The organism is Stenotrophomonas sp. NPDC077420 (assembly GCF_044543385.1).
Taxonomy (GTDB): Bacteria; Pseudomonadota; Gammaproteobacteria; order Xanthomonadales; family Xanthomonadaceae; genus Stenotrophomonas.
Map to the genome: position 1 here is coordinate 1 of NZ_JBITVZ010000030.1, position 18,600 is coordinate 18,600.

Genomic DNA, 18,600 nt, shown 5'->3' on the forward strand with positions numbered 1-18,600 from the left:
GCAGCGCCTGGACCAACCGAGGGCGACCGTAGGTTCGGCGACTCTGGGCATGAATGGCCCGCAGGTCCTCGCGCAGCGCTACGTCTGTATCTGCCGACGGCTCGGCAAGCCTTCGCAGATAGTCGTGGAAGCCCGAGGCCGAAACGTCCATCAGCCGGCACAGCAGACGTACCGGATAGTTGGTCCGTTCACGCGCGACGAAGGCGAACCTCACTTGGACTCTTTGGCGAAGAACGCCGTCGCTTTTTTTAAGATGTCGCGCTCCATCCGCAGGGTGGCATTTTCCGCCCTTAAGCGGCTCAGCTCGGCCTCCACCTCCGTTGCCGGCTGGCGGGAAGGGGAGCGCAACGGCTGACCCGCGCGTGAGGCTGTGAGCCAGTTCGCCAGCGACTTCACAGCAACGTTGAGCTGTCGGGCTGCGGCGGTAGGTCCGATGGATTCAGCTAGGATGACGGCCTGGGCCTTCTGATCATCGGTGTAATGACGGCGAGGGGGACGTGGCATGGGAACCTCCAATTGCGAGTAAATTATCGCTTCTTGGCGTCCGTTTCAGCGGAGCAGGTTCAAACCTCGGGCACCCGGAGCCTATTGGGCTATACGGGCACAGCACCGACGCTTCTGCGACCGGCATTCGCTTTATAGCCTGAGTCCGACCAAGGTGCAATGGCAGCCGCAGGCGATCCGCTCGCCGGAAAGGCTGCTCGGCATATACATCGCGGTGTCGGGAGTGAGACAATGGTCACACATCCTGACATTTTCGACCCCGGCTTGATTAGCGAGGAGGGATGCAAGGAAGCTGCAGCCTATGCAGGGGGCATGAGGCTGTGGGGACTGATGCCCCCATCCAAGGAGAAGGAAATGAAGAAGCTGTTGCCCACCGTTGTCGCCGGTATCGCCCTCGCGGCCTCTTTTGCCGTTTCGGCACAAAGCCATTCGGTGAAGGGGCATTATCGCTCAGACGGTACTTACGTCCAGCCTCACTACCGTAGCAATGCGAACTCCACCAAGCTGGATAACTACAGCACTGAGGGGAACTACAATCCCTACAACGGGAAGTCCGGCACGGTGGATCCTTACAAGCCAACTCAGAGCAATCCATACGGTAGTCCTTACAACCAGCCCAGAACGCAGCAGCGTCGGTCCGGTTACGGTTACTGAAGTCTAGGCCCCGCATCTGCGGGGCTTTTTTTGGGGGATGCGTTCGGAACCGATTGATGGGAAAGGGGTTCTCGCCGAGCTGCGTGCTGGCCGGGCCTCGTTGCTGCGAGTTGCGGATGATTCGTGTCCGTATGGCACCAACGAACCTGAGCCATCGACCGGCTTCTATGGCGCTTAGCACTCCGCCTCAATCTGTTCGTTGATGCTCTCCAAAGAACGCGCGGCAACTCGAGTGTCTCCGCTCGCGACTGTGCAAGTCTTGACCAATCGCACTGCACGGGGCTGAAAGACCAGTCATCGTTGCCGTGGAGTGCCAGGCTCTTCTTATCCGGCGGTTTTCCCGGTCCAGTTGTGTCGTAGGTTCGATTCCTATTTCCGGCACCAGTTGCATGAAAAGCCCCGACCCAGGTCGGGGCTTTTTTTGTATTCCGGTAATGCCGGCCGCTGGCCGACAACCCCCGTAGTGCCAGCCCATGGCTGGCAGCCCAGGATTTCCGAACCTCGCGGTCAACTGGCCCCGCCTGCTTCTCAGGCGCTTAGCTCCTCGCGCTGTTCCTGACCTGGGACACCGCAGCTGGCCACTCCTCTTCTATGAATACCCAGCCTTGCTTGAAGGCTCTTTCAGGGATCGGAAGGATGCGCAGGTTCGGGGGAACTACAGGCGGCGTGCCGACCCGCGTCAGGGGAGCTGAAGATCGAGTTCGGAAGCTGGGTGCGGTAGGCGCTTGGCTATGCTTTGTGCTGTTGCTGGGTGTGGCTGCTCTGCCAACCGCAAGCGCACAAACGGTCACCTACATCCACACGGACGCCTTGGGCTCCGTTGTGGCCAAGAGCGATGCCAACGGCAACGTGATCGAGCGCATCACTTACGAGCCATATGGCGCTGTCGTAGGTGCGCCGGTTGCTGATGGCCCGGGGTACACAGGGCATGTGAACGATGCGGCAACTGGGCTGAGCTACATGCAGCAGCGGTACATGGATCCGCAGTTGGGGGTGTTCCTGTCTGTGGACCCGGTGACGGCGTATGAACAGCCGGTAGGGCAGTTCAACCGGTATCGGTATGCCAACGGGAATCCGTACAAGTTTAGAGATCCTGACGGAAGAATTGTCGAAACCGTATGGGACGTTGCGAACATTGCGATGGGCGCGACCAGTGCCTACTCGAACTTTAGCCAAGGTAATGTGGGGGCGGGTATTGTCGACTCAATCGGTGTGGCGATTGATGCTACGGCAGCTGCAGTGCCCTTTGTTCCCGGAGGCGCTGGCGCCGCGATCAAGGCGGTCCGCACTACTGACAAGACAGTAGATGCACTGCGGTCTGGGCGAAATACGAACAAGCTGCGACCGGACTCCAGCGCAGAAGGAGCGCATTCTGTTTTTAAGCGTGGTGAGGATGGCAACATTAGCAACACTGCGACTTACGAGCCGAATTCGAATAATCCATCCGGTTACCAGGAAGTGAAACGTGTTGATGTAACCGGTAAGGCCCACACCAATCCAGATGGAGCTACAATTGCAACGCCTCACGTAAAAGAGGCAGGACAGAACGGTGTACGCCCGGCACTGCCAGAGGAACTGCCTAAGCTTAAATGAGATCATCTATGAATACCGCTATCTCGTTGTTGCAAAAATGGTATGCGCGGCACTGTGACGAAGATTGGGAACATTCCTGCGGGATCAAAATAGATACGCTGGATAATCCGGGGTGGCTGCTTACCATCGACTTGGCTGATACGGAGTTCAGTGAAGTTTCACTGCCCCGGAATCGCATTGATCGTTCAGAAGTAGATTGGATCCAGTCTGAGATCTCGCAGCAGCGCTACATTGCTTGTGGAGGCGTCTTCAACTTAGAAGAGATGGTTGATGAATTTCTCATTTTCGCTGGTGAGCGCGGAGTCGAGAATCTCGGCGCGTCTGCCTATGACGCTGAGTCGTAGACAGTCCTGCTCGATAGTTAGGATTAAGGTCGTCCTGAATGGTGAAGGAAAGGTCATAACTGCCATGCCAAGAAACAGAGATGGGTTGAGGGACGCGAAGGTGAAGTAAAATGACGCGATCTATCTCCGCCCGTCTGCATTCTCTGCTGGTCGCGATCGCGGCCAAGCGCAGCTTTCAGTTGCCTGACGAAGGCGTCAATCACCTTCTGGAGCGTGACCGCGAGTTGCTAATCGATGCGTTACTACAAGAGCTCTCTGAGGCCGGCTTGGGCTCCGACGATGAGCCCAATCAACGGGGCCTTGAGATCGAAGAGCTCATTGATTTGATGGGGCCCATCGCTGACCAGAATGATGCGTACAGCAACTGATAAATCGCTGGCACCTCTCCGGCAGCTCCGCCAGGCGAGTTCGAGCGGGGCGAATACGGTTGGGGACACACCTTTTTTGCTTGGACTTCGAGCGCCGGTTCAAGAATAACGGATGGGACTACGGCGCATCCGGCTTGGCGGCCGGTGGAAGGAAGTCCGACCATGTCAATTCCCGGATCTACAGAAGCACCTGGTCTCGCACTTCTTGTATGCGTCACCTATGAGGGCACGCACTAGATGGCTGGACAGGGACGCCTCGCTCAATTCCGCAATCTCTAGAGATTCGGATAAATCAGCGCCCAGTGCATGATTACCAGATTCACTATTCCATGGATCGCCGACCGCTGCAGGGTGTCCCACCGAAAATGTAAGCGCCAGCACGGAGTGCAAGCGAGAAAAGAAAGGCGGAGATCATTCCGTCCTTATGGACCCAAGAAAACAGAGCGCTGACCGCCAACGCCGCGACGACACGGCCAAGATAGTGTTCTGCGCCCGTAAGAAGAAGTTGTCTGACGACCTTCTCTTCAAAGAGAGGCGCAGCTATACAACCCGTAATCACCCCAGGAACATAGAAGGCGATCGGCACCCAAAATTGGCAGTTCCCTGCGGACGAGTACGCGCGGGTAGATGTATGAATGCGTAGGTCGTAGGTTCGATTCCTATTTCCGGCACCAGTTCCAGGTGGAAGCGCCGGCCTTGGTCGGGGCTTTTGTTCTGACTTGGCAGCGCCTGTCCATGATCGCGCGGCGTCCAGCGCGGAACGCCGCCTCTGGTCTACAGCCGCGTCAATCGATATCGGTCGATCTGCTGCGTGACCGCTTCTGCCGCGAATCGGTCAACCTCGCTGCCACCAGTACGACGCCGGCGATGCAGGCGACCGGGAGGAATGTCCTGTCGGCCGTGGTGGCGAACAGCGCCAGGCCGCATAGACCGATGGTAAACGTGGTGCTGTTGATACCATGCATCTTCATGCGAACTACCCCTTTTTTCCACGTCCAACGCAACGGATTCGAACTTGGCCGTATTTCTATCGGTCGGTGCCAACTCCGTCGAGAAGCGGCCCGCCGGAGACGGCGGTGGTCTGTATGAAGCCTGTCGTCTTCTCGATGCGAATGAAATCAACGCTGGAAAGGAGTCCGGCAAGCGTATCCCGAGCGGTCTGCGTATCCAACACATACAGCGTGATTTCCGATCGCTTGATGTCCACGCCCGCTTCGAAATTGATTCCGGCTGCACTCAACTGATGCATCATCTCCTGCTGCGTGGCAAGGAGCAGTTCCAGGGATCGCGGTGCTGTCTCCGCAACGTAGCGCGGATCCTTCGTGAAGGCGGCAAGCTGGCCCTTGGCGTCACCCGTAAACCGGACTACTACCTTGAGCTCGGGCGACTTTTCAATCCAAAGCCCAGCGAAGGTATCGGGCCGCTCCCTCTGAAGGCGGGCGTTCAACGCGCTGACCTCGGATTGCTCGGCTATGCGCTGTGCAGCACGATCCGAGCCAGGGTTCTGAGCGAAGGCGGCATTCACTGTCAGCGAACTGGCCGCCAAGGCGGTAAGCAATTGCAGCAACTGGCAGGTGCGCTTCATTCGACGTCCTTTTCCCTCACTCCAACGCCATGGTAACCCGGTTGCGCCCGCCCGCCTTGGCCCGATAAAGCGCCCCATCCGCACGCGCGATCAGGTCGGCCAGCAGCGGCTGGTCACTCCCCGGCAGCGCCTCGCCCAACGCGGCGCCGATGCTTACCGTTACATTGATGCGGGTATCGCCGATCTCGATGGGCGTGGCGGCCACGGCCTGGCGCATCCGTTCGGCCACCGCAGGCGCGTCCTCGACGGCAGGGGCCGCCAGCAGCGCGACAAACTCCTCCCCGCCAAAGCGCGCGAACAGGTCGCGCTCGCGCAGCGCCTCCCGGCAGCGCTTGGCGACTATCTTCAGCACCTCATCGCCCGCAGGATGACCATGGCTGTCGTTGATCTTCTTGAAATGGTCGACGTCGACCATCAGCACGGCCACCGAATGGCCGGTGGCTTCGCGCGCGGCGATGATCTGCGCGGAGCGCTCTTCAAAGTGGCGGCGGTTCGGGATACCGGTCAGCGGGTCGGAGGCGGCCAGGCGTCGCAGCTCGGCGGCCATCAGCCGCTCGGCGGTGACGTCGGTGAACAGCCAGATGCGACCGTATTCGCCGTTCCCGCGTACGGGATGGGTATCCACCTCGATCGTGCGCTCGCCCAAGGCCCAGCTCAGGGTGGAAGCGAAACTGACATTCCCCACCTGCGCGCCGTAGGCCTGTTCAAGCTCGGCATGGTTGTCGCACCGCTGCCGCAGGGTGCGCATGGGTTCGGCAAGGTCGCGTGCGCGATGGTTGCCAGGCGGGCAGGCCAGCAGGTCGGCGGCACGCTCGTTGATCACCGCGCTGACGCCGTCGCCTTCCATCAGCACGATCCCGGCGGGCACGCTCTCGACCAGATCGATGAACTGGTTCTGCACCGTCACTTCGCGCAGGTTTTCGCGCCGTGCCGACAGCAGCCGGGCCACGCTCGTGGCCAGCAGCGGAATTTGTGGGGTCAATGGCGTGGCGGACATCTCGCCTTTCCACAGCACCAGCAGGCCGCTCAGCGGTGCGCCAAGTGACCGGGCGGGCACGAACAGCAGCCGCGTCGGTGCTCCGTTCAATCCATGCAGCAGGGCAGTGGGCAAGCGGAATCCGGTGGCAGCCACCGGTTCGCCCGACCAGCTGTGCTCCAGGATGCCGCTACGGGCCAGGCTGAATCCGGAAAATGGCATGGCCGGGAACGATGCGGCCCAGCCTGCCCAGCCATTGGCTTCGATCTCCACCGCCATGACCAGATCCGCACCGGAAGCGAGCTGGGCGAAGTGGCAGAGGCCAGCGAGGGCGTCGCTGTCGGCAGTGCTCATGCCGCGTGTGCCGCCAGGCGGTGCTCGAGGATGCGGGCGACTTCGGCCGGGGCGGTCATGTGCGGAAGATGACCCTCAGCGTCGATGACATCCAGCGTAGCGCTCGGGATGGCCGCTTCCATCCAATGCCCCACCTGCACCGGTACGGCCATGTCGACCGCCGTCTGGATCACGTGCACGGGTCGGGTCAACTGCGCGGCCAGCGCACGCATGTCGGAATTGAAGATCGTGCGCGAGGTGTTGAGCGCGATGTCCGGGCGCATCTGGAACAGCGTGCGCGAGAAGTCGGCCACCACCTGCCCGTTGTCCACGCCCACCACCATGGGCGCGAACCCGGCCACCCAGGCCTGGTAGTTGGCGCTCATGCTGTCGAACAGGGTGTCCAGATCCGCTGCCTGGAAGCCGCCGGTGTAGCCGGTGTCGTCCAGGTAACGCGGCGAAGCCCCGACCGTGACCAGGCGGTCGAACAGTTCCGGGCGGGCAACCGCGGCCACCGCACCGATCATGCCGCTCATGGAATGGCCGACATGCACGCAGTCGCGCAGCGCCAGGTCGTCCATGATCTCGAGCAGATCGTCGGCATAGCCGAACAGCGAACCGTGCCGGTCGAAATCGTAGGTGTCCGCGCCGTGGGGGCCACAGCCGGCGAGGTCGAACGACACCACGTCGTAACGCGCTTCGAACCACGGGCGCAGGGCGCTCCAGGCAGTATGGTCGGTTCCGAAGCCGTGGGCGAGGATGGCCACCTGACCGCCCTTGCCGCTACGGCGGCCGTTGAATCTCTCAAAGCTGTTCACGCACATCCCGTCATGGCATTCGGCAGCTGCCGATACTAGGCCAGGCTGCCATGTGGGTCCATGACACGCCGGCGCGTGCGTCGGATGGGAGCGACCGCTGTTAACCTTGGCCTCAGGCGCCCCAGGGAATCTCGGCCTCGCCTGCGGCCTGCTCGAAGCGTGGGCGGCCGAACCAGTAGCCCTGCATCAGGCGGATGCCGAGATCGGACAGGCATCGCGCCTCATCTGCAGTTTCGATACCTTCAGCGATCACCTCGATATCCAGCGCGTCGCACATGGCGATCGCCCCGGCCACGATCGCGCGTCGTGACCGGCTGTGGTCGATGCCGCGGATCAACGCCATATCCAGCTTGACGATATCCGGTTGGAAATCGGCCAGCAGGTTCAGGCCGGCAAACCCCGCGCCGAAATCATCAATGGCCGTCTTGAAGCCGATGCGCTTGTACTCGCTCAGGATTTCGGCCAGCCATTTGCCATCGCTGACCTGCTCCCCCTCCACGGTTTCAAAGATGATCCGCTCCACCGGAAAGCCATACCGCTCGGCCGCCTGCAGGGTGGAACGGATGCATACCTCCGGCCGATAGATGGCATTGGGCAGGAAATTGATCGAAAGGCAGGACGGCAGCTGCAACCCGGCCGCGATCCGGATGGCCTTTTCGCGGCATGCCTGGTCGAACGAATAGCGGTTCCCGGCGGTCACGCGCGACAGCACCGTGTCGGCCGGTTCGGCCGCCGGACCCCGTACCAGCGCCTCATGCGCGAACACCTTGCGCGCTTGTATGTCGACAATGGGCTGGAATGCGTAGCTGAAGTCGAACGGCAGCGGCTCCGCATCGCGGCACAAGGCACATCCGGCACGCGTGGGGGGAGAGGGCATGCAATGGGGGTCCGTCTTCGGGTCAGGCGGGAAGCTTAGCCGATGCCCGATCAGGGGCATGTGGATGTCGCGAGGCTGGCACCCCGCCGGCAAACCGAAGGTGCAGGGCTGGCGTCAGCTGCTGGTTGCCTGTTCGCGTTTCCACCAGTTTGTACGTCCTTTCCCGCTGCGACGCGCATGCTCCCTGCGTTGGGCCTCCCGTTGCTCAAGCGGCGAGCGCTGGTCCGGCCCCATGAACAGGTGGCCAAACATCTCGGGGCGCTCGGCGCGGGGCTTCGATGGGTCGTTGGGGGTGCTGTGGTCGTGAACTGTGCTCATGGCGCAGATCGTAGTGTCGGCCAGAGTCACAGGTTGAGACGGGGCGATAGCCGGGCCTGTTCCCTCGAACGGGATGGATATCTCCCACGGAGTGGTCCATGCAGACTCGCACGATCTCCCGCGCTGTGCTTCCTGGGCTGACCTCGGCCGTTATCTGCATCGCGCGCGGCGCGGCACGGTGCAGCAGACGCCCTCGCCCTGATCTTCAGGGCGTGCTGCCGACGTCCGCTACCTTCACCACTGCCGGGGTTTGCCATCGGCCTTCAAGCAGCGCCGGCTTGGGCCGGTAATAACGCATGAACATCACGAAGGGTCCCGCGGGCGCCGGCAGCCAATTGGCCTGTTTATCCTCTCCGGGGGAGTCGGCCTGTACCAGGAGGGTCAAGCCGCCGTCGGCGTCCTTCTGCAGTTGGGGCAGCATGGGCGAGTTGATCAGATAGCGATCAATGGGATTGCTGACCAACAGCTGCTGGGGAAGCGCGTACATGGTGACGGACCAGAATGCTTCCACCGGCGGCAGCTCGCCGTTCGCGAACTGCAACGTGTACCTGCCCTTGCTGCCATCGAGCTGCTGGCCGTCGGCATCCTTGTCCAGGATCGGGTACATGGCCTCTTCACGCGAATTGGCGCCGATACCTACCTGGGTTCCGGTGGCGCGCGCCACATAGTCGTTCTTCAGGAAGTCCCGGTCGCCGAACAGCGCGTCGGTCCTGCCGCCCAGCGATGCACGCTTGGCGTCGATCTCCTTCTGGCCATCCTCCATCCCCTGCGAGAGCGCGGCCTGCAGTTCGGCCGGCAGGGCGTCGGGGGCGAATGGCTGGCCGGGCCTGATGCCCACGGCCGCAAAGCGCTCACGCAGCGCGACCTCGCTCGGGTGGGGCGGCTGGGCGAACTGCAACAGGAAGGCCAGCTGGTTGAAGAATTCCAGCGAGGTGCGGTCCTGCCCTGGCGGAATGGGCTTGATCCAGTGGATCTGCGCTGCGGCCGGTGGCGGGGCGGCGTTGCTGAACGCCGACAGGGGTTGCACCTTGTACCCCGCCTGTATCTTCCTGACGTTGTCCAGATCGGCGGGATTGAACAGCTGCGTGCGTCCGACCACGCTGACCAGATCGGTTTCGGACCGGATCACCTTGGTGATTCCCGGCGGTGCCTGGCCGTTCCAGCCTGGCCCGGCGATGAGGTAGCTGCCTCCGTCGTTGCCGGTTGCACGGCTGCCGATGTAGTCGAAGTTGAAGGTGTACAGATCCATCAGCTGGAAGACGAAGTAGCGGTCCTGCTCCATGGCGGGCACGGTGATGACCACCGGCTCGGCGCGCAGGTCGAGCATGGCGAAGGAGTAGGGCGTATCCGAATTCGGCGTTACGAAGGCGGTGTCGTCGGGGGTGAACACACGCGCGATGTTCAGGATGGCGTTGAACGGCCCTTTGTACTGCGGGTTGTCCTTGTCCACGTTGAAGGCGTACACCGTCTTGTAGGTGTCGACCAGCGGAACGCCATATACGTAGGCATCCCGCGCAATGGCCCTTGCGTCCGGCGTGCTCATGGCATCGGCTCCAGCGGCGGAAGATTCCATTGCCCATCGATGGCGGCGCGACTGGGGCCGTAGACGCGACCGATGGCGCTGTACGGGCCCGACGGGGTTGGCAGCCAATTGCTTTCCTTGTCCTTGCCCGGGGACGCGTGGGAAAGATAAAGGGTGAGGCCGCCGTCGGCGTCGTAGACCAGGCCGGGCGTGCGGTCGCCGATGGAGTAGCGCTTGAGGTCGTTGGCGTAGAGGAAACGGTCGGGAAGCGTGTACAGGGTGACTGACCAGAAGAACCGGGCCGGCGGCAGGTTTTCCTTGCTGAAGTGGATCTTCGATGGGGTGGCGCCGTTCCCCACGTAGCCGCCATACCAGGCCTCTTCGATCGAGTTGCCGTACAACCCTTTCTCGGCGGCGATGGCGCGGGTGAGGTAGTTGTTCTTCAGGAACTCACGGGTTCCGAACAGACCGTTCGACGACAGCGTGGTCTTGGCGGTGCTGGCCATTTCCGCCTTCGCGTCGGCAATACCAGCGTCGATGGCGGCCACGCGCTGGGGACTGAGTGTGGACGCATCGAAGGGCAGTCCCGGGCCAATGCCGATCCTGCCGAAGCGCTGCATCAGGTCCACTTCGCTGGGGTGGGGCGGCTGGGTGAACTGCAGCAGGAAATTCAGATAGCGGATGAAATCGTGCGAGTGGATCTTCGCGGCATCGTAGGCAGGGAACTGGATCGGGGGCGCCGGCGCTGGCGGCTGCTTGCCCAGGAAGGCACTCAACGGCTGCAGCCGCATGCCCTGCTGCACCTTCTGCACATTGGCGATGTCGTCTGGCCCGTTGAGCGCGGTGCGCGTCAGCGTCATCACCAGCGAGGTTTCGGACGGGAACACCGCTTTGACGCCGGCCGGCGCAGGGCCACTCCAGCCCGGGCCGGCGATCAGGAAGTGTCCGGCGCGGTTGCCGGTGGTGCGCGAGCCGATGTAGGCGAAGTTGAACGTAAACAGGTCCACCCACTGCTGCACGTAGTACCGGTCGTCGGCGACATCGGGCACGCTGACCACCCAGGGCTCGGCGCGCAGGTCCAGCCAGGCCCATGAGTACGGCGTGTCATTGTTGGGGGTGACCACGTCGTGGTTGTCGGGCGTGTACAGCGCGCTGTAGTGGCGGAATCTGCCGAAGCCGCCCACGTATTCCGGCGCTTGTGGATTGGCCAGCTGCTTGTACATGGTGCCGTAGTTCTCAAGCATGGCGAAGGCGAAGATGTAGGCCTCCTTGGCGATGGCCCGTACCTCCGCATCTTCCTGGCGGGGGGCAGGCGCCGGCGTCGGCTCCGGTGCGGCGGCTCCCTCCGCGACATTGGGAGCGTCCGGCTGGCGCTGGCACCCGGGCAGTGAGACAACTGCCATCAGCAGCAAGGGGCAGGCGAGAAGGGTAAGGCGCATGGGCAGGGATCCCGTGGCTGGCGTTGTGCTGCTGGCGCGCGGCGGACCCGTTTGCGTGCAGGCCACCGCGTGTGCGTCAAGACGGGGCGGCTGCAACGGACGTGCATCGGCTCCGGTTGCACTGTGTCCGCTGCAGCAGGGGGTGACAACCGGATTTCCACGTGGATCCGATCAGTATTTCTACTGGCCTGGGCCACGCCGATTCCCGGCGTGATGCGGATCACCCCGACGCCGCTTTACCGTCGCTCAGCCGCGGTAGCGCAATGCGTCCCGCAGCAGGGTCAACGCTGGCGAGGACTGCCGGCGGCTGGGGTAGTACAGGTGGTAGCCGGGGAAGGAAGGGCACCAGTCCTGCAGCACGTGCACCAGCGTTCCGACCTGCTGCCGCTGCTGGAAGAACCGGGCATTGGGTTCGTGCCGTTCAGTCCACTGGGCGGGGAGACCGGCAAGATCGACGAACACACGCAGTTCGACGCCAGCGACTTCCGCAATGCGGTGCCGCGCTTCTCCGCCGAGGCACGCCGGGCCAACATGGCGTTGGTGGAGGTGGTGAAAGCGATGGCGGCGGAAAAGGCGGCAACGCCTGCGCAGGTGGCGCTGGCTTGGCTGCTGGCGCAGAAACCCTGGATCTCACCGATTCCGGGCACCACCAAGCTGCATCGCCTTGATGAGAATCTCGGTGCCGTTGATCTGGTCCTGGACCAGGCCGACCTGACCCACATTGATGAAGCGCTGGCGCAGATCCGCCTCAGTGGCGAGCGATTGCCGGAAGCGGCCTTGAAGATGACCGGCAGGTAGGCGAGCAACCGCTTGCGCCAGATGGGGTGCATGGGCGTTTCTCTCCTGGGCGGGGTTCTGGTCTACTGGGCATCACGCCCAAGGTCATCCCCCATGAAAACCGCCGTGTTCAGCGCCCGCCCGTACGACCGCCGCTTCCTCGATGAAGCGAATGCGCGCGACCATGCCGGTCAGGGGTTCGAACTGGCCTACTTCGATGTGGCGCTGGACGCTACTACCGCCGGCCTGGCGCAGGGGTTCGACGCGGTGTGCGTATTCGTCAACGACCGCCTGGATGCGCCCGTGCTTCAGGCCCTGCATGGGCTGGGGGTGCGGGCGATCCTGCTGCGCTGCGCGGGGTTCAACAATGTGGACCTGGTGGCTGCCGCGGCACTGGGGCTGCTGGTGGCCCGGGTGCCGGCTTACTCGCCCGAAGCGGTGGCCGAGCATGCGCTGGCGCTGGTCATGGCCCTCAACCGGCAGACCCACCGTGCCTACAACCGGGTGCGCGAGGGAAACTTCATGCTGGATGGCCTGCTGGGCCGCACCCTGCACGGCAAGACCGTGGGCATCGTAGGGACCGGCAAGATCGGACTGGCCACGGCGCGAATCTTCAACGGCATGGGCTGCGTCGTGCTCGGCGCCGATCCTTACCCGTCGCCCGGGTTCTCGGCGGTGGGCGAGTCCGTGGCGCTGGAGGAACTGCTGGCCCGCTCGGACATCGTGTCCATGCATTGCCCGCTTACGCCTGAAACGCATCACCTCATCAACGAGGAATCGCTGGCGCTGATGAAGCCGGGCGCGATGCTGGTGAACACCTCACGCGGTGGATTGGTCAACACCGATGCAGTGGTGCGCGCGCTCAAGTCCCGCCATCTGGGCCATCTGGCCATCGACGTCTACGAACAGGAAAGCGCGCTGTTCTTCCAGGACCTGTCCGGGGAGATCATCGACGATGACCTGTTCCAGCGGCTGATGACCTTCCCGAACGTCCTGGTGACCGGTCACCAGGGATTCTTCACCGTGGAGGCGCTGCAGGAGATCTGCAGCATCACGCTGCAGAACATGGCGGATGTTGCCAGTGGTGCGCAGTGCCCGAACAGGGTGGTGGCTGCGTAGCGGAAGAGCCGCCAGGCAGGGCCTGGCTCTACCGGTCTGCTACGTCGGTGTAGCGGACGGTGGGCTCCTGGGTCGCGTTGGCTGTTGCAGCGCCCGGTTCCCCGGTCCATATCGGCCTCAGGATGATCTGGTCCGGCGTGGCCTCGATCCGCACCTGCAGGCCCACGGTGAACCCGAAGGTCCGCAGCCAGGCGCCGCTGAGCGTGATCAGGGGCAGGGGGCCGAACTTGTCGCGGTGGAGTTCGCTGATCTGCGGCATGGCGCGGATGTTGTGGTGGTAAGAGGGGGAGTAACGCGGAAGGCGGGGGTGGGTGTCGTCTTCCGGTGCCTGGGCGGGATGTTGGGTCATGCGCTTGCCTCCATCTGGGGAAATGGCCCTCGCCGGTCAGGGCGAGGGCGTCGGGAGGTCAAAACCGTGCAAGTCAGACGGCGGGCGTATTCCCCCGTGAAGGGTCTTGTATTAGCCGCCCTCCCGACATGGGGTATCCACTAGTTTCGACTTGCGGAGTTTTGCGCTCCGTGGGCGACCTTGCGGAGGCCGGTGGATCGAGGCAAGGTGATTGTTTCTGTTGGAATTTGTGTTTCGATAGGCGGCGCCTACCGTTTGTCGGGTCTGGCACGTGCAGCGCACTGAATGGCGCTGATAGGCGTGAGCGAAGCCACACATTTCTTCAGGCCGCGGATGTCAGGCCCCGCGTTGCGCGATAATCCGGCGCGTCGCAATCGAGCCGATCCCTCGGAAAGCGCGCGACGTAGAGCCGGGCTCTGTCCGGCTGCCCTTCGCGTGGACCCTGGCACCGCGCTGGCCGGGCAACGCCCGGCGCTACCGGAGCATCGCAGCGCCGGGCGCGAGCCGGTGTTCTTGTCTATACATGGCCGGCTGACTGTGCCGATTTCGGCCTTCTGGCCGGTGTGCGACAACGTGTCGCAGCTGTTTCCGGGCCTTTCCTGCGCCAGATCATTGTCAATGGCTTTCTTAAATGGTGCGTGACGGCATAAAATTAGAAGGCTGACATGTTCGTCCTCTGCGCCGTCCCCCCTTGGGCTGGCGCAGCCGGCTTTGGCCGGTGGGGAAGGGCGTGAGAAGGCATTCCCTACGCAATTGGATCGACCGATGATTCCGTTGAAATCCCTTGGGCGCTGGCTGCGCCCGGGCCTGCTGTTGGCGTTGTCCGTGTTCATGACGGGCTGCAGTTCGGCCATTCTGGCCCCGAAGGGCCAGGTCGGCCATGACCAGAAGACCCTTCTGATCACGGCCACCGTGCTGATGCTGCTGGTCGTCGTGCCGGTCATCATCATGACCCTCACCTTCGCCTGGAAGTACCGCGCCAGCAACACCAAGGCCCGTTACGAGCCGAAGTGGTCGCATTCCACCGCGATCGAAGTGGTCGTCTGGTCGATCCCGTGCATGATCGTGCTGGTGCTGGCCGTGCTGACCTGGCGCTCCTCGCACTCGCTGGATCCTTACCGTCCGCTGGACTCGCAGACCAAGCCGGTAGTGATCGAAGCCATTTCGCTGGACTGGAAGTGGTTGTTCATCTATCCGGAAGAGAACATCGCGACGGTCAACGAAATCACCTTCCCGGTGAACACCCCGCTGAACTTCAAGATCACGTCCGATTCGGTGATGAATGCCTTCTTCATCCCGCACCTGGGCAGCATGATCTACTCGATGACCGGGATGGAGACCAAGCTCCACCTGATCGCCAACGAGACCGGCACCTTCCCGGGCATGTCCTCGCACTACAGCGGCGCGGGCTTCAGCAAGATGCATTTCGACGCCAACTCGGTCACCGCCGAGGAGTACCAGGCGTGGCTGGCCAAGGTGCGTGCGCAGAGCACCCCGATGGACCAGGCCGCGTTCGGCGCGCTGGTGGACGACAAGAACCACGAGTGGCACCCGGTGACCTACTTCGGTACCACCGAAACCGGTCTGTTCGACTGGGTCGTTGCCCGTCACATGGGCGACAACCAGCACTACGGCATGGACCACAAGGCCATGGACCACAAGGCGATGTCGCACGGCGCCGCGGACGAAAGCCACGAAGGCCACGACATGCCGGCCGGTGCCCATGACATGCCGGCCGAACATGCCGGACACACTGCAGACGAGCACGCCGCCGCCGGTCACGCCGGCCACGCAGGCTCGGGAGAATAAGCATGAATCCGTTGGGTAAACTGACATTCGCTGACATCCCGCACGACCCGATCATCATTTCCACGCTGATCGGCGCGGGGATCGGTGGCCTGCTCGTGCTGGCCCTGATCACCAAGTTCAAGCTGTGGGGCTATCTCTGGAAAGAGTGGTTCACCTCGGTCGACCACAAGAAGATCGGCGCGATGTACCTCATCGTCGCCTTCGTCATGCTGCTGCGCGGCTTCGCCGACGCCATCATGATGCGTACCCAGCAGGCCATCGCCGCCAACGGCGCCGAAGGCTTCCTGCCGCCGCACCACTACGACCAGATCTTCACCGCCCACGGCGTGATCATGATCTTCTTCGTGGCGATGCCGCTGATCACCGGCCTGATGAACGTCGTGGTGCCGCTGCAGATCGGCGCGCGCGACGTGGCCTTCCCGTTCGTCAACTCGCTCAGCTTCTGGCTGTTCGTGGCGGGCGCGGGCCTGGTGATGATCTCGCTGGGCGTGGGTGAATTCGCGCAGACCGGCTGGCTGGCCTTCCCGCCGTTGTCGGGCAAGGAGTTCAGTCCAGGGGTAGGTGTCGATTACTACATCTGGGGCCTGCAGGTAGCAGGCCTGGGCACGACACTGAGCGGTATCAACTTCTTCATTACCATCCTGAAGATGCGTACCCCGGGCATGAAGCTGATGCACATGCCGGTGTTCACCTGGACCGCGCTGGTCACCAACGTGCTGATCATCGCTGCCTTCCCGGTGCTGACCGTCACCCTGGTGCTGCTGACCCTGGACCGTTACCTGGGCACGCACTTCTTCACCAATGACGGTGGCGGCAACGCCATGCTGTACATCAACCTGATCTGGATCTGGGGTCACCCGGAAGTCTATATCCTGGTGCTGCCGGCCTTCGGCGTGTTCTCCGAAGTGATCGCCACGTTCTCGCGCAAGGCGCTGTTCGGCTACAAGGGCATGGTGTACGCCACCGCGTGCATCGGCGTGCTGTCGTTCATCGTGTGGCTGCACCACTTCTTCACCATGGGTTCGGGTGCCAACGTCAATGCCTTCTTCGGCATCACGACGATGATCATCTCCATCCCCACCGGCGTGAAGATCTTCAACTGGCTGTTCACCATGTTCCGCGGCCGCGTGCAGTTCACCAGCCCGGTGCTGTGGACGATCGGCTTCATGGTCACCTTCACCATCGGCGGCATGACCGGCGTGATGCTGGCCATTCCGGCCATCGACTTCGTGCTGCACAACAGCCTGTTCCTGATCGCGCACTTCCATAACGTCATCATCGGCGGCGTGGTGTTCGGCATGTTCGCCGGCATTACCTACTGGTGGCCGAAGATGTTCGGCTTCCGCCTCAACGAAACCTGGGGCAAGGCCGCGTTCTGGTGCTGGTTCATCGGCTTCTACGTGGCGTTCATGCCGCTGTACATCCTGGGCTTCATGGGCATGACCCGCCGCATGCAGAGCTACCCGAACCCGGAGTACCAGCCGCTGCTGGTCATTGCGATGGTCGGTGCGTTCATCATCGGCGCCGGCATCCTGTGCCAGATCATCCAGGTGGCCGTGTCCATCCGCGACCGCAAGAAGACCGCCGACCTGACCGGCGACCCGTGGGATGCGCGTACGCTGGAGTGGGAAACCTCTTCGCCGCCGTCGTTCTACAACTTCGGTTCGCTGCCCAAGGTCACCGAGCTGGACGACTTCTGGGAGCGCAAGCAGCGTGGTGAGGCGTGGGAACGCCCGGCCAAGTACACCGACATCCACATGCCGCGCAACACCGGTACCGGTGTGGTGATTGGTGCCTTCAGCCTGGTGTTCGGCTTCGCGATGATCTGGCACATCTGGTGGCTGGCCATCGTGGGCCTGGTCGGCATGATCGGCACCTTCATCTGGCGCACCTTCGACAAGGACGTGGATTACTACGTGCCGGCTGCCGAAGTGGAGCGGATCGAAAATGAGCACCGCCGTCACCTGCAGGCGCAGGGTCTGGTGAAATCGGAGTTGCAGGCATGAGCAGCACTATCGCCAACACCGTGAACCACGGGCACGCCGCACACGCGGCGGCCCATGGCCATGATGACCACGAACACCACGACACCGGCGAGAACACCGTCTTCGGTTTCTGGGTGTACCTGATGAGCGACTGCCTCATCTTCGCCAGCCTGTTCGCGACCTACATCGTGCTGGCCGGCGGCACCAACGGTGGCCCGGGTCCGAAGGACCTGTTCGACCTGACCTTTGTCGCGTGGGAAACCACGCTGCTGCTGGTGTCCTCGCTGACCTTCGGCCTGGGGATGATCGCGCTGCACAAGCACAAGGTTGGCCAGATGTACCTGTGGCTGGGCCTGACCTGGCTGCTGGGCTTCGGCTTCATGGTCATGGAAGTGTGGGAGTTCAACCACCTCATCCATGAGGGCTTCGGTCCGGACCACAGTGCGTTCCTGTCGGCGTTCTTCGCGCTGGTGGGCACCCACGGCCTGCACGTGAGTGCCGGCCTGCTGTGGCTGCTGATCATGTTCATCCAGATCAAGCAGAACGGCCTGACCCCCACCAACAAGACCCGCATGGCGTGCCTGAGCCTGTTCTGGCACTTCCTGGACCTGATCTGGATCGGCGTGTTCTCCGTCGTCTACCTGAAGGGAGCGCTGTAATGGCACATGACACTCACGCACACGACCACGGCCATGGCGCCGCGGGCGAAAGCCACGGCAGCGTCAAGTCGTACCTGGTCGGTTTCCTGCTGGCCGCCGTCCTCACCATCATTCCCTTCTGGGCGGTGATGAAGGGTGGCCTGCCGGTGTTCACCACGGGCGTCATCATCGTGGTGGCGGCGATCCTGCAGATCTTCGTGCACCTGGTGTTCTTCCTGCACCTGAACCGTTCGTCGGAACAGCGCTGGAACGTCAGCGCGGCGGCCTTCACCGTGGTGGTGATCGGCATCATCGTCGCCGGCACGCTGTGGGTGATGCACAACATGAACGTGCACATGATGCATTGACCCTTGCGGGTGTGATGCACACGAAGAGGCCGCCCGGAAGGGCGGCCTTTTTGTTTGCAACCTGCATCGCGGACGACATGCCCCGGACGGGAACGCTGCCCGGATGGCAACGCCGCCCCGGACGGTAGTGCCGACTGTTAGTTGTGTAAACCCAGTACGTTGTTCAGCGGGATTCTTGAAATAGGCGGCTGGTTGCCGATCCCCATGTGGGGTCGGTGCCAGTT

At 62.7% G+C, this 18,600-nt stretch carries 20 protein-coding genes and 2 pseudogenes; 10 read left to right on the top strand and 12 right to left on the bottom strand.

Going from position 1 to position 18,600, the window contains the following annotated elements:
* Together ACIGII_RS18840 and ACIGII_RS18845 are read right to left on the bottom strand one after the other, a co-directional pair.
* A pseudogene (locus ACIGII_RS18840) lies at window positions 1-214 on the bottom strand (IS3 family transposase); the annotation flags it as partial.
* Window positions 211-504 (bottom strand): transposase, encoded by a 294-nt coding sequence (locus ACIGII_RS18845; protein WP_399634262.1) that lies wholly within the window; start codon window positions 502-504, stop codon window positions 211-213. The pseudogene ACIGII_RS18840 and the gene ACIGII_RS18845, both read right to left, overlap by 4 nt.
* Before the next feature lie 354 nt (window positions 505-858).
* Between ACIGII_RS18845 and ACIGII_RS18850 the strand changes: the two genes are divergently transcribed.
* From ACIGII_RS18850 to ACIGII_RS18865, 4 genes are all read left to right on the top strand, one after another.
* Window positions 859-1,158: a hypothetical protein gene (locus ACIGII_RS18850; protein ID WP_399641238.1), complete on the top strand. Its 300-nt coding sequence runs from the start codon at window positions 859-861 to the stop codon at window positions 1,156-1,158.
* A gap of 738 nt (window positions 1,159-1,896) precedes the next feature.
* Window positions 1,897-2,751 (top strand): RHS repeat-associated core domain-containing protein, encoded by an 855-nt coding sequence (locus ACIGII_RS18855; protein ID WP_399641235.1) that lies wholly within the window; start codon window positions 1,897-1,899, stop codon window positions 2,749-2,751.
* A gap of 8 nt (window positions 2,752-2,759) precedes the next feature.
* On the top strand, window positions 2,760-3,095 hold the full coding sequence (locus ACIGII_RS18860; RefSeq protein WP_399641233.1) for an immunity 53 family protein: 336 nt from the start codon (window positions 2,760-2,762) through the stop codon (window positions 3,093-3,095).
* A gap of 110 nt (window positions 3,096-3,205) precedes the next feature.
* Complete coding sequence (locus tag ACIGII_RS18865) at window positions 3,206-3,463, top strand: hypothetical protein (protein ID WP_399641231.1); 258 nt, start codon at window positions 3,206-3,208, stop codon at window positions 3,461-3,463.
* A gap of 322 nt (window positions 3,464-3,785) precedes the next feature.
* On the opposite strand, the gene ACIGII_RS18870 is transcribed toward ACIGII_RS18865, so the two are convergent.
* The 9 genes and pseudogenes from ACIGII_RS18870 to ACIGII_RS18910 all read right to left on the bottom strand — a co-directional run.
* Complete coding sequence (locus ACIGII_RS18870) at window positions 3,786-4,049, bottom strand: type II CAAX prenyl endopeptidase Rce1 family protein (protein ID WP_399657623.1); 264 nt, start codon at window positions 4,047-4,049, stop codon at window positions 3,786-3,788.
* Window positions 4,050-4,248: 199 nt separating this feature from the next.
* Window positions 4,249-4,434, bottom strand: a complete 186-nt coding sequence (locus ACIGII_RS18875) for a hypothetical protein (RefSeq protein WP_399641228.1) — start codon at window positions 4,432-4,434, stop codon at window positions 4,249-4,251.
* Window positions 4,435-4,490: 56 nt separating this feature from the next.
* Window positions 4,491-5,048, bottom strand: a complete 558-nt coding sequence (locus tag ACIGII_RS18880) for a hypothetical protein (RefSeq protein WP_399641226.1) — start codon at window positions 5,046-5,048, stop codon at window positions 4,491-4,493.
* Between the two features lie 16 nt (window positions 5,049-5,064).
* Window positions 5,065-6,378, bottom strand: coding sequence for a diguanylate cyclase (locus ACIGII_RS18885; RefSeq protein WP_399641223.1), 1,314 nt, complete (start codon window positions 6,376-6,378; stop codon window positions 5,065-5,067).
* Complete coding sequence (locus tag ACIGII_RS18890) at window positions 6,375-7,181, bottom strand: alpha/beta fold hydrolase (RefSeq protein WP_399641220.1); 807 nt, start codon at window positions 7,179-7,181, stop codon at window positions 6,375-6,377. The genes ACIGII_RS18885 and ACIGII_RS18890 overlap by 4 nt, the downstream gene beginning before the upstream one ends.
* A 106-nt stretch (window positions 7,182-7,287) precedes the next feature.
* Window positions 7,288-8,052, bottom strand: a complete 765-nt coding sequence (locus ACIGII_RS18895) for an EAL domain-containing protein (RefSeq protein ID WP_399641241.1) — start codon at window positions 8,050-8,052, stop codon at window positions 7,288-7,290.
* A 523-nt stretch (window positions 8,053-8,575) separates the two neighbouring features.
* Window positions 8,576-9,913: a DUF1254 domain-containing protein gene (locus ACIGII_RS18900; RefSeq protein ID WP_399641217.1), complete on the bottom strand. Its 1,338-nt coding sequence runs from the start codon at window positions 9,911-9,913 to the stop codon at window positions 8,576-8,578.
* Window positions 9,910-11,331: a DUF1254 domain-containing protein gene (locus tag ACIGII_RS18905; protein ID WP_399641215.1), complete on the bottom strand. Its 1,422-nt coding sequence runs from the start codon at window positions 11,329-11,331 to the stop codon at window positions 9,910-9,912. Before ACIGII_RS18905 ends, ACIGII_RS18900 begins: the two co-directional genes overlap by 4 nt.
* Before the next feature lie 246 nt (window positions 11,332-11,577).
* Window positions 11,578-11,706, bottom strand: a pseudogene (locus ACIGII_RS18910) (LysR family transcriptional regulator); the annotation flags it as partial.
* Here ACIGII_RS18910 and ACIGII_RS18915 point away from each other — a divergent pair.
* Window positions 11,692-12,129, top strand: a complete 438-nt coding sequence (locus ACIGII_RS18915; RefSeq protein WP_399657626.1) for an aldo/keto reductase — start codon at window positions 11,692-11,694, stop codon at window positions 12,127-12,129. The pseudogene ACIGII_RS18910 and the gene ACIGII_RS18915 sit on opposite strands and share 15 nt — an antisense overlap.
* Window positions 12,130-12,222: 93 nt before the next feature.
* Window positions 12,223-13,227: a 2-hydroxyacid dehydrogenase gene (locus ACIGII_RS18920; protein WP_399641209.1), complete on the top strand. Its 1,005-nt coding sequence runs from the start codon at window positions 12,223-12,225 to the stop codon at window positions 13,225-13,227.
* Window positions 13,228-13,255: 28 nt separating this feature from the next.
* On the opposite strand, the gene ACIGII_RS18925 is transcribed toward ACIGII_RS18920, so the two are convergent.
* Window positions 13,256-13,576, bottom strand: a complete 321-nt coding sequence (locus ACIGII_RS18925) for a SymE family type I addiction module toxin (protein WP_399641206.1) — start codon at window positions 13,574-13,576, stop codon at window positions 13,256-13,258.
* A gap of 765 nt (window positions 13,577-14,341) precedes the next feature.
* Here ACIGII_RS18925 and cyoA point away from each other — a divergent pair.
* The 4 genes from cyoA to cyoD are packed head-to-tail and all read left to right on the top strand — an operon-like array spanning window position 14,342 to window position 18,376.
* Window positions 14,342-15,385: a ubiquinol oxidase subunit II gene (cyoA, locus tag ACIGII_RS18930; protein WP_399641203.1), complete on the top strand. Its 1,044-nt coding sequence runs from the start codon at window positions 14,342-14,344 to the stop codon at window positions 15,383-15,385.
* Between the two features lie 2 nt (window positions 15,386-15,387).
* Window positions 15,388-17,391: a cytochrome o ubiquinol oxidase subunit I gene (cyoB, locus tag ACIGII_RS18935; RefSeq protein ID WP_145478235.1), complete on the top strand. Its 2,004-nt coding sequence runs from the start codon at window positions 15,388-15,390 to the stop codon at window positions 17,389-17,391.
* The gene (gene cyoC, locus ACIGII_RS18940; RefSeq protein WP_070208362.1) at window positions 17,388-18,029 is read left to right on the top strand and encodes a cytochrome o ubiquinol oxidase subunit III; all 642 of its coding nucleotides are present in this window, start codon (window positions 17,388-17,390) and stop codon (window positions 18,027-18,029) included. Before cyoB ends, cyoC begins: the two co-directional genes overlap by 4 nt.
* A complete protein-coding gene (gene cyoD / locus ACIGII_RS18945) occupies window positions 18,029-18,376 on the top strand; it encodes a cytochrome o ubiquinol oxidase subunit IV (protein ID WP_068850260.1) in 348 nt (115 codons plus the stop codon). Before cyoC ends, cyoD begins: the two co-directional genes overlap by 1 nt.
* Window positions 18,377-18,600 lie beyond the last annotated feature (224 nt).

Excerpts from the sequence above, each read along its gene's own strand:
- ACIGII_RS18845 (WP_399634262.1), bottom strand. The coding sequence starts at position 504 with ATGCCACGTCCCCCTCGCCGTCATTACACCGATGATCAGAAGGCCCAG.
- ACIGII_RS18850 (WP_399641238.1), top strand. The coding sequence starts at position 859 with ATGAAGAAGCTGTTGCCCACCGTTGTCGCCGGTATCGCCCTCGCGGCC.
- ACIGII_RS18860 (WP_399641233.1), top strand. The coding sequence starts at position 2,760 with ATGAATACCGCTATCTCGTTGTTGCAAAAATGGTATGCGCGGCACTGT.
- ACIGII_RS18865 (WP_399641231.1), top strand. The coding sequence starts at position 3,206 with ATGACGCGATCTATCTCCGCCCGTCTGCATTCTCTGCTGGTCGCGATC.
- ACIGII_RS18875 (WP_399641228.1), bottom strand. The coding sequence starts at position 4,434 with ATGAAGATGCATGGTATCAACAGCACCACGTTTACCATCGGTCTATGC.
- ACIGII_RS18880 (WP_399641226.1), bottom strand. The coding sequence starts at position 5,048 with ATGAAGCGCACCTGCCAGTTGCTGCAATTGCTTACCGCCTTGGCGGCC.
- ACIGII_RS18885 (WP_399641223.1), bottom strand. The coding sequence starts at position 6,378 with ATGAGCACTGCCGACAGCGACGCCCTCGCTGGCCTCTGCCACTTCGCC.
- ACIGII_RS18890 (WP_399641220.1), bottom strand. The coding sequence starts at position 7,181 with ATGTGCGTGAACAGCTTTGAGAGATTCAACGGCCGCCGTAGCGGCAAG.
- ACIGII_RS18895 (WP_399641241.1), bottom strand. The coding sequence starts at position 8,052 with ATGCCCTCTCCCCCCACGCGTGCCGGATGTGCCTTGTGCCGCGATGCG.
- ACIGII_RS18900 (WP_399641217.1), bottom strand. The coding sequence starts at position 9,913 with ATGAGCACGCCGGACGCAAGGGCCATTGCGCGGGATGCCTACGTATAT.
- ACIGII_RS18905 (WP_399641215.1), bottom strand. The coding sequence starts at position 11,331 with ATGCGCCTTACCCTTCTCGCCTGCCCCTTGCTGCTGATGGCAGTTGTC.
- ACIGII_RS18920 (WP_399641209.1), top strand. The coding sequence starts at position 12,223 with ATGAAAACCGCCGTGTTCAGCGCCCGCCCGTACGACCGCCGCTTCCTC.
- ACIGII_RS18925 (WP_399641206.1), bottom strand. The coding sequence starts at position 13,576 with ATGACCCAACATCCCGCCCAGGCACCGGAAGACGACACCCACCCCCGC.
- cyoA (WP_399641203.1), top strand. The coding sequence starts at position 14,342 with ATGATTCCGTTGAAATCCCTTGGGCGCTGGCTGCGCCCGGGCCTGCTG.
- cyoB (WP_145478235.1), top strand. The coding sequence starts at position 15,388 with ATGAATCCGTTGGGTAAACTGACATTCGCTGACATCCCGCACGACCCG.
- cyoC (WP_070208362.1), top strand. The coding sequence starts at position 17,388 with ATGAGCAGCACTATCGCCAACACCGTGAACCACGGGCACGCCGCACAC.
- cyoD (WP_068850260.1), top strand. The coding sequence starts at position 18,029 with ATGGCACATGACACTCACGCACACGACCACGGCCATGGCGCCGCGGGC.